The organism is Klebsiella sp. 141153, assembly GCF_032601995.1.
In the GTDB taxonomy this organism is placed as follows: Bacteria; Pseudomonadota; Gammaproteobacteria; order Enterobacterales; family Enterobacteriaceae; genus Klebsiella; species Klebsiella aerogenes.
The window spans coordinates 231,776-244,708 of sequence record NZ_JAQIRJ010000006.1; the positions used below are offsets into that span (position 1 = coordinate 231,776).

13 protein-coding genes are annotated in these 12,933 nt (G+C 57.0%); 6 read left to right on the forward strand and 7 right to left on the reverse strand.

The window, feature by feature from the left end:
• Positions 1–74 precede the first annotated feature (74 nt).
• The 3 genes from sdaA to pabB all read right to left on the reverse strand — a co-directional run bounded on the left by sdaA (position 75) and on the right by pabB (position 3,540).
• Entirely contained in the window at positions 75–1,439 is a 1,365-nt protein-coding gene (sdaA, locus tag PGS10_RS14250) for an L-serine ammonia-lyase (protein WP_015705929.1), read from the reverse strand.
• 163 nt (positions 1,440–1,602) lie between these two features.
• A complete protein-coding gene (locus PGS10_RS14255) occupies positions 1,603–2,181 on the reverse strand; it encodes a CoA pyrophosphatase (RefSeq protein WP_015705928.1) in 579 nt (192 codons plus the stop codon).
• Positions 2,182–2,184: 3 nt separating this feature from the next.
• On the reverse strand, positions 2,185–3,540 hold the full coding sequence (gene pabB / locus PGS10_RS14260) for an aminodeoxychorismate synthase component 1 (protein ID WP_047077764.1): 1,356 nt from the start codon (positions 3,538–3,540) through the stop codon (positions 2,185–2,187).
• Between the two features lie 85 nt (positions 3,541–3,625).
• Between pabB and PGS10_RS14265 the strand changes: the two genes are divergently transcribed.
• Positions 3,626–3,811 (forward strand): YoaH family protein, encoded by a 186-nt coding sequence (locus tag PGS10_RS14265; protein ID WP_015366046.1) that lies wholly within the window; start codon positions 3,626–3,628, stop codon positions 3,809–3,811.
• On the opposite strand, the gene PGS10_RS14270 is transcribed toward PGS10_RS14265, so the two are convergent.
• Positions 3,812–4,156, reverse strand: a complete 345-nt coding sequence (locus tag PGS10_RS14270) for a RidA family protein (protein ID WP_015366047.1) — start codon at positions 4,154–4,156, stop codon at positions 3,812–3,814.
• A 131-nt stretch (positions 4,157–4,287) separates the two neighbouring features.
• Here PGS10_RS14270 and PGS10_RS14275 point away from each other — a divergent pair, with 131 nt between their 5' ends.
• The 5 genes from PGS10_RS14275 to rnd all read left to right on the forward strand — a co-directional run bounded on the left by PGS10_RS14275 (position 4,288) and on the right by rnd (position 10,910).
• Positions 4,288–6,198, forward strand: coding sequence for an ATP-dependent DNA helicase (locus tag PGS10_RS14275; RefSeq protein WP_045390404.1), 1,911 nt, complete (start codon positions 4,288–4,290; stop codon positions 6,196–6,198).
• 145 nt (positions 6,199–6,343) lie between these two features.
• The gene (tsaB, locus tag PGS10_RS14280; protein ID WP_045390407.1) at positions 6,344–7,039 is read left to right on the forward strand and encodes a tRNA (adenosine(37)-N6)-threonylcarbamoyltransferase complex dimerization subunit type 1 TsaB; all 696 of its coding nucleotides are present in this window, start codon (positions 6,344–6,346) and stop codon (positions 7,037–7,039) included.
• 38 nt (positions 7,040–7,077) lie between these two features.
• Complete coding sequence (locus tag PGS10_RS14285) at positions 7,078–7,659, forward strand: Slp family lipoprotein (RefSeq protein ID WP_045390409.1); 582 nt, start codon at positions 7,078–7,080, stop codon at positions 7,657–7,659.
• A 208-nt stretch (positions 7,660–7,867) separates the two neighbouring features.
• Positions 7,868–9,553, forward strand: coding sequence for a long-chain-fatty-acid--CoA ligase FadD (gene fadD / locus PGS10_RS14290; protein WP_015705923.1), 1,686 nt, complete (start codon positions 7,868–7,870; stop codon positions 9,551–9,553).
• A 241-nt stretch (positions 9,554–9,794) separates the two neighbouring features.
• Complete coding sequence (gene rnd, locus PGS10_RS14295; RefSeq protein ID WP_161801895.1) at positions 9,795–10,910, forward strand: ribonuclease D; 1,116 nt, start codon at positions 9,795–9,797, stop codon at positions 10,908–10,910.
• A 95-nt stretch (positions 10,911–11,005) separates the two neighbouring features.
• On the opposite strand, the gene minE is transcribed toward rnd, so the two are convergent.
• Genes minE through minC form a run of 3 tightly spaced genes read right to left on the reverse strand, consistent with a single transcriptional unit; the run spans position 11,006 to position 12,816 of the window.
• Positions 11,006–11,275, reverse strand: coding sequence for a cell division topological specificity factor MinE (gene minE, locus PGS10_RS14300; RefSeq protein ID WP_015366053.1), 270 nt, complete (start codon positions 11,273–11,275; stop codon positions 11,006–11,008).
• Between the two features lie 3 nt (positions 11,276–11,278).
• Positions 11,279–12,091 carry a septum site-determining protein MinD gene (minD, locus tag PGS10_RS14305; protein WP_015366054.1) on the reverse strand — a complete coding sequence of 271 codons (813 nt, stop codon included), beginning with the start codon at positions 12,089–12,091 and terminating at the stop codon, positions 11,279–11,281.
• A gap of 23 nt (positions 12,092–12,114) precedes the next feature.
• Positions 12,115–12,816, reverse strand: a complete 702-nt coding sequence (gene minC / locus PGS10_RS14310) for a septum site-determining protein MinC (RefSeq protein ID WP_047045268.1) — start codon at positions 12,814–12,816, stop codon at positions 12,115–12,117.
• Positions 12,817–12,933: the final 117 nt, after the last annotated feature.

Consider the following 12,933-nt stretch of genomic DNA (forward strand, 5'->3'; position numbering starts at 1 on the left):
GTGTAGTGGGTAAGATAAGTTGGTGGGAGAAAAAGAAAAATGCGCCCGGAAAGGGCGCATTTCACAGACGCGTTTTAGTCACACTGCACTTTGATCGCCAGGCCGCCGCGAGAGGTTTCGCGATATTTGGCGTTCATGTCTTTACCCGTTTCGTACATGGTCTCGATAACTTTATCGAGAGAGACGCGCGGTTCGCTGGTGCGGCGCATCGCCATACGCGCGGCGTTAATCGCCTTCACGGAGGCGATAGCGTTACGCTCGATGCACGGCACCTGAACCTGTCCGGCGACCGGGTCGCAGGTCAGGCCGAGGTTATGTTCCATGCCGATCTCCGCCGCCACGCAAACCTGCTCCGGGCTGGCGCCGAGCAGTTCAGCCAGGCCCGCCGCCGCCATTGAACAGGCGACGCCGACTTCGCCCTGACAGCCGACTTCAGCGCCTGAAATGGACGCGTTCATCTTATACAGCGCGCCAATCGCGCCGGACGCCATAAAGTAGCGAATATAGATATCCGGGCTGACGGACTCGATAAAGTGATCGTAATAGGCGAGCACCGCCGGAACGATACCACAGGCGCCGTTGGTCGGCGCGGTAACGACGCGGCCGCCGGCGGCGTTCTCTTCGTTGACCGCCAGCGCGAACATGTTCACCCAGTCGACAACGTTCATCGGATCGTTAGACAGTTTATCGCTGGCGACCAGCAGGCGACGCAGCGCCGAAGCACGACGCGGCACGCGCAGCGGCCCCGGCAGCACGCCTTCGGTGTTCATGCCGCGATCGATACAGGCGCGCATGGTTTGCCAGACGTTTTCGAAATAGGCTTCGATCTCTTGCTTGCTGTGCAGCGCCAGTTCGTTTTGCATCACCATGCCGGAGAGCGACAGACCGGTTTCTTTGCAATAGCCCAGCATTTCCTGCGCCGACTTAAACGGATACGGAACCTGCAGTTCGCTCGCGTCTTCTTTGCCGAAATGCTCTTCGTCGACGATAAAACCGCCGCCGATTGAATAGTAAGTTTTGCTGTAGATTTCTTTCTCGCCGGCCCAGGCATGGATAGTCATGCCGTTTTCGTGCAGCGGCAGGTTGTCGCTACGAAAACGCATGCCGTCATCCGCCGGGAAGTCGACTTCGTGTTGCCCGTTTGCCAGCAGCAGACGGCCGCGAGTTTCAACGTCGCGGATAAATGCCGGGATCGCGTCAATATCGACCGTTGCAGGCAGATTGCCCGCCAGCCCCATGATAATGGCGATGTCCGTGTGGTGGCCTTTGCCGGTTAATGAAAGCGACCCATAAACGTCAACGGCGACGCGCGTCACTTCATTAAGCAATCCCTTTTCGACCAGGTCATCGACGAACTGTTTACCGGCCTTCATCGGCCCTACAGTATGGGAAGATGAGGGACCAATCCCCACCTTGAACATGTCGAATATACTAATCACGATAACACTCCTGACAGGGTTACCGCGGTTGCGGTAACGATGTAATAACTGCGCATAGTGTAAGAGGGAACCGGGTTGTCAGCTTAACTATTCACATGAATTAAACTAATGGATAACCTTGGTTTTACTAATAGTGCGAGCGGCTTCGCATTACTTATTATAGCTAAGGGCGAGTGCCGATTTGCAGCGCCAGCTCGCGAATAATGCCGGCGGTCATTCCCCAGACAAAATAATGTTGGTACCACGATAGCCAGACGCGATGAGAATTACCGCGCCGATGGATGTCCAGCGGGTGGTAGCGACCCAGGCGCAGCGCCTCTTCCAGCGGCATTTCAAACACCGCAGACACCTCGTCCTGACTGGCATGATAGTGCAGGTCCGGGGGGATTATGCCGACCACCGGCGTCACCTGAAAGCCGGTGACGCTGTCGACCGGCGGCAGCACGCCGATCACTTCCACGGCTTCCGGCGGGATCGCCACTTCTTCCTGCGCCTCGCGCAGCGCGGCGGCGATCAATGTAGCGTCGGTGTTATCAACTGCGCCGCCGGGGAAGGCGACCTGGCCCGCGTGCTTGCGCAGCAGCGGCGAACGCTGGGTCAGCAACAGTCCCGGCTGCGGGCGACGGACAATCGGCACCAGTACCGCCGCCTGGCGCTGGTTCAGCGACTGCGGCGAGGGCTGCGGGCGCAGCAGTTGAAAACGGGAAAGAAAGTCGTCCAGATCGAGGGCGTTAGCCGCCATGTTCTAGCTCTCCAGTTGATGCAGGATACGGTTAACTTTATCAAAAGTTTCCTGATATTCCGCGGCTTCTTCGCTGTCCGCCACGATACCGCCGCCCGCTGAGCAGTACAGTTGGCCCTGCCAGGCGGTGATCGTACGGATAGTAATGCTGGTATCCATATTGCCGCACAAGCTGAGATATCCAATGCTGCCGCACCATGCGTTGCGTCGCTGCGGTTCAAGTTCATCGATAATCTCCATGGCGCGAACTTTCGGGGCGCCGGTAATGGAGCCGCCAGGGAAGGCCGCGCGCAGCAGATCGCTGGCATCAAGCGTAGCAGGCAATCGTGCGGTGATGGTGCTCACCAGGTGATGCACCGCCGGGAACGGTTCGACCACAAACAGTTCCGGTACGCGAACGCTGCCCGGCACGGCGACGCGGCCGATATCATTGCGCATCAGATCGACAATCATTAAATTCTCGGCGCGGTCTTTCGGCGAGTTGGCGAGCGTCGCCGCCTGGCGTGCGTCCTCCTGCGGGGAATCGAGTCGCGGCAGCGTGCCTTTAATGGGGCGCGTCTGGATGTCACCCTGATGCAATTGAATAAAACGTTCCGGAGACAGGCTTAAAATCGCCCCTTCCGGCAGGCGAATAAAAGCGCTGAACGGCGCGCGGTTAGCGGCATTAAGCTTACAGAATGCCTGCCATTCGTCGCCGCGGTAGCGGGCCTGGAAACGCTGCGCCAGGTTGACCTGATAACAGTCGCCGCTGCGCAGATACGCCTGCACCTGGCGGAATTTTTCGCCGTACTGCTGGCGGCTCATATTCGATTGCCAGCAGGAGGTCAGGGCGAATGCTTCACCCGGCTCACGTATTTGCGACTCCAGCCACTGCAGGCGCTGTTGCGGATCGTCGTAACTGAGCAGCGACACCTGCTGGCGTTGATGATCGACGATCAGCGCCCAGTCATAAATGCCGACCGCCATCTCCGGCAGGGCGATATCAGCCTGCGCTTGCGTCGGCAGACGTTCAAAGCGACGGCCAAGATCGTAGCCGAATAACCCCAGCGCGCCGCCGAGAAACGGCAGGTTTTCATCGGCCTGCGGCGTTAACTGACAGCGATCCAACTGCTGTTGCAGCAGCTGCAGCGGATCGTCCTGCGAGACAAATTCGCCTTCACCGTCGCAGACACAGGTTTGCTCGCCGCGGGTAACCAGCGTCGCGCGCGGTTCGGCGACGATAATATCGAAACGGCTATACGGATGGTCGGCGAAGCCGGAGTGCAGCAGCATCGCCCACGGCGTGGCGCTTAACGGCGCGAAATAGCGTTCGGCGGCATCCGGGCGCCAGGGCAGGGTAATAATAGCGGGGGACAACATTAACCTCGATCCTAATGTGCCGCCCACTGGCGAAATGGCGGACGGCGTGAAATAATTACGCCCCACAATGTAGCAGGAGTGAGTGATGTTTGCAGGTTTACCTTCGCTGAGCCATGAGCAACAGCAAAAAGCGGTCGAACGTATTCAGGAATTGATGGCGCAGGGGATGAGCAGCGGCCAGGCAATCGCCCTGGTGGCCGATGAACTGCGCGCCACGCATACCGGCGACCGGATCGTAGCGCGCTTCGAAGATGACGACGAAGACGAGTAATTACGCCGCGGCGATGATTTTGATCTCAACTTTATACTGCGGCTTCATCAGGGTTGCCTGTACGGTGCAGCGCACCGGCGCGTGACCGGCAACCACCCAGGCGTCCCAGGCTTTATTCATCGCCGCAAAATCATCTTTGTTGGCCAGGAAAATGGTGGCATCAAGAATACGTGACTTATTGCTGCCCTGTTTTTCCAGCACCGCGTCAATTTGCGCCAGGGTATTGGCGGTCTGCTCAAACGCGTCGGCGTCGAGGTTTTCCGGCACCCCGGTGTAGTAGATAGTCTGGTTGTGAATCACCACATCAGACCAGCGGGCTTCGGCATCAATACGCGTAATTGTCATTTATCTTTCCTCTTTGTTCTATCCATTTGGCTGCGGCAAGACTGCCACAATGTTCCGCCCGCGTCACTACCCGGGCTGGCGAAACGCCATCCTCCCTGACATAATCACTGTCCAAATAACCAGGGGGCAACGTGATCGACGATTTTGCAGCAGACGGCCAGCTGGCCATGGCGATACCGGGATTTAAGCCGCGCGAACCGCAGCGCCAGATGGCGATAGCGGTGAGTGAAGCTATTGAAGCCTCCCGGCCGCTGGTGGTGGAAGCAGGGACTGGCACCGGTAAAACCTACGCCTATCTGGCGCCCGCGCTGCGCGCGAAGAAAAAGGTGATCATCTCCACGGGTTCGAAAGCGCTGCAGGATCAGCTCTATAGCCGCGATCTGCCGACCGTCGCCAAAGCGCTGAAATTCACCGGTAAACTGGCGCTATTAAAGGGGCGCTCAAACTACCTGTGCCTTGAACGCCTTGAGCAGCAGGCGCTGGCGGGCGGCGATCTGCCGGTACAAACGTTAAGTGACGTTATTCTTCTGCGCTCCTGGTCAAATCAGACGCAGGATGGCGATATCAGCACCTGCGCCAGCGTCGCCGAAGATTCTCAGGCCTGGCCGCTGGTGACCAGCACCAACGATAACTGTCTTGGCAGCGACTGCCCGTTATATAAAGATTGTTTTGTGGTGAAAGCGCGTAAGAAGGCGATGGATGCGGATGTAGTGGTGGTCAACCATCACCTGTTCCTTGCCGATATGGTGGTGAAAGAGAGCGGCTTTGCCGAACTGATCCCCGAAGCGGAAGTAATGATATTCGATGAAGCCCATCAGTTGCCGGATATCGCCAGCCAGTATTTTGGCCAGTCGCTCTCCAGCCGCCAGCTACTGGATTTGGCCAAAGACATCACCATTGCCTACCGTACCGAACTGAAAGATACCCAACAGCTGCAAAAATGCGCCGATCGTCTGGCGCAAAGCGCGCAGGATTTCCGTCTGCAGTTGGGCGATCCGGGCTATCGCGGCAACCTGCGCGAACTGCTGGCGGATAGCCACATTCAGCGCGCGCTGCTGCTGCTCGATGACGCGCTTGAACTGTGTTACGACGTCGCCAAACTCTCCCTTGGCCGCTCGGCGCTGCTCGACGCCGCCTTTGAGCGCGCGACGCTCTATCGCGGGCGCCTGAAGCGGCTCAAAGAGATCAATCAGCCTGGCTATAGCTACTGGTATGAATGCACGTCGCGTCATTTTACCCTCGCCTTGACGCCGTTAACGGTGGCCGAGAAGTTTAAAGAGGTGATGGCGCAAAAATCGGGGAGCTGGATCTTTACCTCGGCGACGCTGTCGGTGAACGACGATCTCCACCACTTTACCGCTCGTCTCGGCATTGATGACGCGCAGACGCTGCTGTTGCCCAGCCCATTTGATTATCAGCATCAGGCGCTGCTCTGCGTACCGCGTAACCTACCTCTGCCGAACCAGCCCGGTGCTGCCCGTCATCTGGCGGCCATGTTGAAACCCTTGATTGAGGCCAATGATGGACGCTGCTTCATGCTCTGCACCTCGCATGCCATGATGCGCGATCTGGCGGAGCAGTTTCGCGCCACCATGACGCTGCCGGTACTGCTACAAGGAGAGACCAGCAAAGGCCAGCTGCTGCAGCAGTTTGTTAGCGCCGGCAATGCGCTATTAGTGGCGACCAGTAGCTTCTGGGAAGGGGTTGACGTGCGCGGCGACGCGCTGTCGCTGGTGATTATCGATAAGCTGCCCTTTACCTCACCGGACGATCCGCTGCTCAAAGCGCGAATGGAAGACTGCCGACTGCGCGGCGGCGATCCGTTTGATGAAGTTCAGCTGCCGGATGCCGTCATTACCCTCAAACAGGGTGTGGGGCGCCTGATCCGCGATATTGACGATCGCGGCGTTCTGGTTATCTGCGACAACCGGCTGGTGATGCGGCCCTACGGCGCCGTGTTCCTGGCCAGCCTGCCACCCGCGCCGCGGACCCGCGATATCCGCCGGGCGGTGCGCTTCCTCGCCGTGCCGCCGGCAAGGTAATCCGCAGTAAAATGTGATAAGCTGCGCGCCATTTTGTTAATCAGCTATCCCCAATGGATTTAGGATGGTACGGCGGCGGTAAGTCCGCGCGCCGATAAATGTACCGCCCTAAAACCTGGAATATGTAACGAGAGCGTGACCACCCATGCGAATTTTGGCTATCGATACCGCCACGGAGGCGTGCTCCGCGGCGCTGTGGAATGATGGCGCCCTGAGCGCCCATTTTGAAATTTGTCCTCGCGAACACACCCAACGTATCCTGCCGCTGGTGCAGGAGGTCCTCACTGAAAGCGGCACTACGCTGAATGAACTTGACGCGTTGGCCTTTGGCCGCGGGCCGGGCAGTTTTACCGGCGTACGTATTGGTATCGGCATTGCCCAAGGACTGGCGCTGGGCGCGGAGCTACCGATGATTGGCGTCTCTACGTTGGCGACGATGGCGCAGGGCGCGTGGCGCAAAACCGGCGCTACTCGCGTGCTGGCGGCCATTGACGCGCGTATGGGCGAAGTCTACTGGGCCGAGTATCAGCGCGACGAAGATGGCGTCTGGCACGGCGAAGAAACTGAAGCGGTCCTCAAACCGGCTGCGGTTGCCGAACGCCTGGCGCGGCTTTCCGGCGAATGGGCTACCGTCGGCACCGGCTGGCAGGCGTGGCCGGATCTGGCGAAAGAGAGCGGGCTGATTTTAAGCAGCGGCGAGATTGAACTGCCGGCGGCAGAAGATATGCTACCGCTGGCCATCCAACTGCTTGCGGCGGGAAAAACCGTGGCCGTTGAGCATGCGGAACCAGTTTATTTGCGAAACGAAGTGGCGTGGAAGAAACTTCCTGGCCGCGAGTGAATCTCAGTAGAGAGAAGACTGAGAGAAGGAGTCGCATCATGGCGGGTCAAAAACAGGGTGTTCGTTGGCTGTTAGCCGCGGCGGTCGCCGTTGCGCTAAGCGGTTGCGTGTCGGTGCCGGATGTTATTAAAGGCACCAGCCCTACGCCGCAGCAGGATTTAGTGCGGGTGATGAACGCGCCGCAGCTGTATATCGGCCAGGAAGCGCGTTTTGGCGGTAAGGTCGTCAACGTGCAGAATCAGCAGGGGAAAACCCGCTTAGAGATTGCCACCGTACCGCTGGATAGTGGCGCGCGGCCGGAACTGGGGGAACCTTCACGCGGCCGTATCCTCGCCGACGTGAGCGGTTTCCTCGACCCGGTCGATTTCCGCGGCCAGCTGGTGACAGTGGTTGGGCCGATTAGCGGCGTCGTCGACGGAAAAGTTGGCGCCACCCCCTATAAATTCATGTTGATGAACGCCACCGGCTATAAGCGCTGGAACGTGGTGCAGCAGGTGGTGATGCCGCCGCAGCCCATCGACCCGTGGATGCTCGGCCCACGCCCCTGGGGCTACGGATACGGCGGTTGGGGTTGGTATAACCCGGGACCGGCCGAGGTCAGAAATGTCGTAACGGAATGATTTTGTTGTTTTTATAATGGAATAGAAACAGCGGCTAGCCCGCTGTTTCGTGTTTTTTAGTCTCATAAGAAAAATAAATAGTGACGCGCTTCGCAACCTGAAAAACGCCTAATTAATAAACTGGTACGCTGAGTTAATATAATGTTAACAAAATGTTTGTTGATCAGGGGCTGTGATGACGACGAATAACTATTTCAGAGGTGAAGCAGTGAAAAAGGTTTGGCTAAACCGTTATCCCGCCGATGTCCCGGCGGAGATAAATCCTGACCGCTATCAATCCCTGGTTGAATTGTTTGAACACGCCACCACCCGTTATGCCGATCAGCCGGCATTTATCAACATGGGCGAGGTGATGACCTACCGTAAGCTGGAAGAGCGCAGCCGTGCTTTCGCCGCTTATCTCCAGCAAGGATTAGGGCTACAGAAGGGCGATCGCGTCGCGCTGATGATGCCTAACCTGCTGCAATACCCGGTGGCGCTGTTTGGGATCCTGCGTGCCGGAATGATTGCCGTCAACGTTAACCCGCTGTATACCCCGCGCGAACTGGAGCACCAGCTCAATGACAGCGGCGCGGCGGCGATTGTGATCGTTTCCAACTTCGCACATACCCTGGAGAAAGTAGTCGATAAAACCCAGGTAAAACACGTCATCCTGACGCGGATGGGCGATCAGCTCTCCACCGCTAAAGGAACGTTGGTCAACTTCGTGGTGAAGTACATTAAGCGGCTGGTGCCAAAATATCATCTGCCGGACGCCATCTCATTTCGTAGCGCCCTGCAGCATGGCTACCGTATGCAGTACGTGAAGCCGGAAATCGTCGCGGACGATCTGGCCTTCCTGCAGTACACCGGCGGTACCACCGGCGTGGCGAAAGGGGCGATGCTGACTCACCGCAATATGCTGGCTAACCTCGAACAGGTGAATGCGACCTACGGTCCGCTACTGCACCGTGGTAAAGAGTTGGTGGTGACCGCGCTGCCGCTGTACCACATCTTCGCCTTGACCATGAACTGCCTGCTGTTTATTGAACTCGGCGGGCAGAACCTGTTGATTACCAATCCGCGCGATATTCCGGGCCTGGTAAAAGAGCTGGCAAAATATCCGTTCACCGCGATGACCGGGGTGAATACCTTGTTTAACGCGCTATTGAACAATAAAGAGTTCCAGCAGCTTGATTTCTCTTCGTTGCATCTTTCCGCCGGCGGCGGCATGCCGGTGCAGCAGGTGGTGGCGGAGCGCTGGGTGAAACTGACCGGCCAGTATCTGCTGGAGGGCTATGGCCTGACTGAGTGCTCGCCGCTGGTGAGCGTCAACCCGCATGATATCGACTACCACAGCGGCAGCATCGGCCTGCCGGTGCCGTCGACCGAAGCCAAGCTGGTCGATGACGATGATAATGAAGTCGCGCCGGGCGAGCCGGGTGAGCTCTGCATCAAAGGGCCGCAGGTGATGCTGGGCTACTGGCAGCGTCCGGATGCCACCGATGAAATCATTAAAGATGGCTGGCTGCATACCGGCGATATTGCGGTGATGGATGATGAAGGCTTCCTGCGCATCGTCGATCGCAAAAAAGATATGATTCTGGTCTCCGGTTTTAACGTCTATCCGAATGAAATTGAGGATGTGGTCATGCAGCATTCCGGCGTGCAGGAAGTGGCCGCCGTCGGCGTACCGTCCGGCAGCAGCGGTGAAGCGGTGAAGATCTTCGTGGTGAAGAAAGATGCTGCGTTAACCGAAGAAGCGCTGATTACTTTCTGCCGTCGCCATTTGACCGGCTACAAGGTGCCGAAGCTGGTTGAGTTTCGTGATGAACTGCCGAAATCCAACGTCGGCAAAATTTTACGTCGAGAACTGCGTGACGAAGCCCGTGCTAAAGTAGACAATAAAGGCTAAGCAACGAGTGAGTCGCCAGGCGCCGGCTAGCCGGCGTCCAGATTACTGACAAAGAAGGAAAAAGCGTGGTTTTTCCTTCTTTGTGGCGATCGGCCGAAAATCAATCAATTGATTTTCCTTGTTATTTGTCTGGTGCAATCTGCAAGCCCAACGATTGCATGAGGTTTGTGATTAATCTCGCGCCGGCTAAGCCGGCGTTTTTTATGGGCGCAAGTTAAGAGAGTATGATTTGAACTATCAGATGATCACCACCGACGATGGCCTGCGCGCTATCTGTGAAGCGGCAACTTCGGCACCCGCAGTTGCGCTGGATACCGAGTTTGTTCGCACCCGTACCTACTATCCGCAGCTTGGTTTGCTGCAGCTGTTCGACGGCAAACAGGTCTCTCTGATCGATCCGTTGACCATCAACGACTGGGCGCCGATGCGCGAGCTGCTGCTCAACCAGGATGTCACCAAATACCTGCATGCGGGTAGCGAAGATTTAGAAGTCTTCCTCAACGCGTTCAACCTGATGCCGCAGCCGCTGATCGACACCCAGATTCTGGCCGCCTTCTGCGGGCGCCCGATGTCGTGGGGCTTTGCTTCAATGGTGGAAGAGTATTCCGGCGTCGCGCTGGACAAAAGCGAATCACGCACCGACTGGCTGGCCCGCCCGCTGACCGAGCGTCAGTGCGAATATGCGGCCGCCGACGTCTGGTACCTGTTGCCGATCGCCAGCAAATTAATGGCGGAAACCGACCATGCGGGCTGGCTGCCGGCAGCGTTGAACGAGTGCCACCTGATGCAGCAGCGCCGTCAGGAAATCCTTGACCCGGCGGATGCGTGGCGGGAAATCGGCAATGCCTGGCAACTGCGAACGCGCCAGCTGGGCTGCCTGCAGTTGCTGGCGGAGTGGCGTCTGCGCAAAGCGCGCGAGCGTAACCTGGCGGTGAACTTTGTCGTACGCGAAGAGCATCTGTGGAGCGTGGCGCGCTATATGCCGACCAGCCTCGGCGAGCTCGATAGCCTCGGTTTATCCGGCAGCGAAATTCGCTTCCACGGCAAAACGCTGATTAGCCTGGTTGAAAAAGCGCAGGCCTTGCCGGAATCGGCGCTGCCGGAGCCGCTGCAAAACCTGATCGATATGCCGGGATACCGTAAAGCCTTTAAAGATATTAAAGCGCTGGTGCAGGAAGTGAGCGCGGAGAAGGGCGTGAGCGCCGAGCTGTTGGCGTCGCGCCGTCAGATAAACCAACTGCTGAACTGGCACTGGCAGCTTAAAAATAAAAATGGTGAGCCAGAACTGGTTTCCGGCTGGCGTGGCGAATTGATGGCCGATCGTCTTAAAGCGCTGCTCAACGACTATCCTCGCTAGCGCCGGGCGCTATTCAGGCCATAAAAAACCGGCCGCGCGTTGCGTGGCCGGTTTTTTTAAGGCTACGGCGAAATGCCGTTAACAAGACAACAGGGTCAGGGTTTCGACTCTTCAGCTTCTGGCAGGGTCACGTTCAGCTCGAGAATCGAAATATCACCATCGCGCTGTTCCAGCTGTACGCTGACCATCTCTGGGTCTATCTGCACGTATTTACAGATGACCTCCAGGATATCTTTGCGCAGCTGCGGCAGGTAATGCGGTTCCGCGTCGCCGCGGCGGCGCTCCGCGACGATGATTTGCAGGCGTTCTTTCGCAATGTTAGCCGTGTTCTTTTTTCGCGAGAGAAAAAAGTCGAGTAATGCCATAATTTATCCTCCGAACAGGCGTTTGAGGAAACCTTTCTTCTCTTCTTCGATGAAGCGGAAAGGACGTTCTTCTCCGAGCAGACGATCCACAGTATCCGCATAGGCTTTACCCGCATCTGAAACGGTATCCAGAATGACCGGCTCGCCCTGGTTCGATGCGCGCAGCACGGACTGATCTTCCGGAATCACGCCGACCAGATTGATGCGCAGAATTTCCAGCACGTCTTCCATGCTCAGCATGTCGCCTTTGTTCACGCGGCCCGGGTTGTAGCGCGTCAGCAGCAGGTGCTCTTTGATCGGCTCGTCGCCATTTTCCGCGCGGCGGGATTTGGAGGCCAGAATGCCAAGGATACGGTCGGAGTCGCGCACGGAGGAGACTTCCGGGTTAGTGGTGATGATGGCTTCGTCAGCGAAGTACAGCGCCATCAGCGCGCCGGTTTCGATGCCTGCCGGGGAGTCGCAGACAATAAAATCGAAGTCCATCTTTTTCAGTTCTTCAAGAACCTTATCTACACCTTCGCGGGTCAGCGCGTCTTTATCACGGGTCTGAGAAGCCGGAAGGATATAGAGATTTTCAGTACGCTTATCTTTGATTAGCGCCTGATTGAGAGTGGCATCGCCCTGGATAACGTTGACGAAGTCATAAACCACCCGACGCTCGCATCCCATAATCAGGTCGAGGTTACGCAGGCCGATATCGAAGTCGATAACGACAGTTTTCTTTCCCTTCTGGGCCAAACCAGTAGCGATGGCCGCGCTGGAGGTGGTCTTACCAACGCCCCCTTTACCCGAAGTCACAACAATAATGCGTGCCATAGAAATTCCTTGTTAAAAAGGGATTAATTGAACGGTTGAATTGTCAAAGCGCCGTCGCCTAAACGCAGGCGCGCCGCTTTGCCATAAAATTCAGCTGGGATGTTATCGCTCAGCCAATATTCCCCTGCGATGGACACCAGTTCCGCCGCGAGGTTAGTACAAAATATTTGGGCATCTCTGTCGCCGCTTGCGCCAGCCAGCGCACGTCCCCGCATCATGCCATACACATGGATGTTACCATCAGCGATAAGTTCCGCTCCGGCACTCACATGGTTTGTAACAATTAGATCACAGTGTGGCGCATAAATGCGCTGACCGGAACGTACCGGCAGATCAATCAAACGCGTTTTTGTGATCGGCGTAGCAACTGGTGGTGGTTCAACGGGTTCCGGCGGCGGCGCCTGACGAACGATTTTCTCTTTTCCTTCCGTCAGTAGCGGGATCCCGGCGCGGTCGATTTCCGTTTTCAGGCGGGAAATTTTACAACCGCTCACCCCCATGATGCGCAATCCGGTGGCGACGATAGCTTCATGCATCGGGCGCCAGTCGACGCTCTCTTCAATACTGCTGATGTTGACCACGACCGGTGCATGACGTAAAAAAGCGGGAGCCTGGGCGATTTTGTCTTCTAACGCCTGACGAATAACCTCGGGATTTGCATCGTGCAAATGAACGACAGATAAAGTGAAGCTACTGCCCTTAAGTTCGATTGGCGTATTTGACATCCTGGCCTTACTCAATTTGCTGTTTATCATCCGCCGAAGTGCGGTGATATTCCGAAGACTAAAAGGCATGTTATAGTCACTCATATATTGAGGCAAGTGACCACGGGTCTAATTCCG